The organism is Herbaspirillum rhizosphaerae (assembly GCF_001189965.1).
Lineage (GTDB): Bacteria > Pseudomonadota > Gammaproteobacteria > Burkholderiales > Burkholderiaceae_D > Herbaspirillum > Herbaspirillum rhizosphaerae.
On sequence record NZ_LFLU01000047.1, the window covers coordinates 1 to 310 of the forward strand.

Annotated in this window: 1 pseudogene; it reads right to left on the minus strand. The window is 62.9% G+C overall.

Features of this window, described 5'->3' with window-relative positions:
* A pseudogene (locus tag AKL25_RS23590) lies at positions 1-310 on the minus strand (aromatic amino acid lyase); the annotation flags it as partial.

Below are 310 nucleotides of genomic sequence, written 5' to 3' on the forward strand. Positions count from 1 at the left end.
AGCGAGCTCATCGAGCATTGCACCACCGGGTAGCCGGTGTTGACGCCGCGCACGCCGCTCATCAGGTTGCGCGGCAGGCCCCACGACAGGTCGGGTCGATCAGGCGCGCAATGCGGCGTTCGCAGATGCTGCCCAGGTCGGTGATGGTCATGGCGAGCAAGTCCATCGCCTGCGCCAGGTACTGGCCGTGGAAGTTGCCGCCGGAGATGATTTCGAAGCCGCCGCCTTCTTTGTCGAAGATCAGGGGGTTGTCGGTGGCGGAGTTGATTTCCTTGTCGACGATGGTGTCGATGTAGTCGAGTGCGTCGAA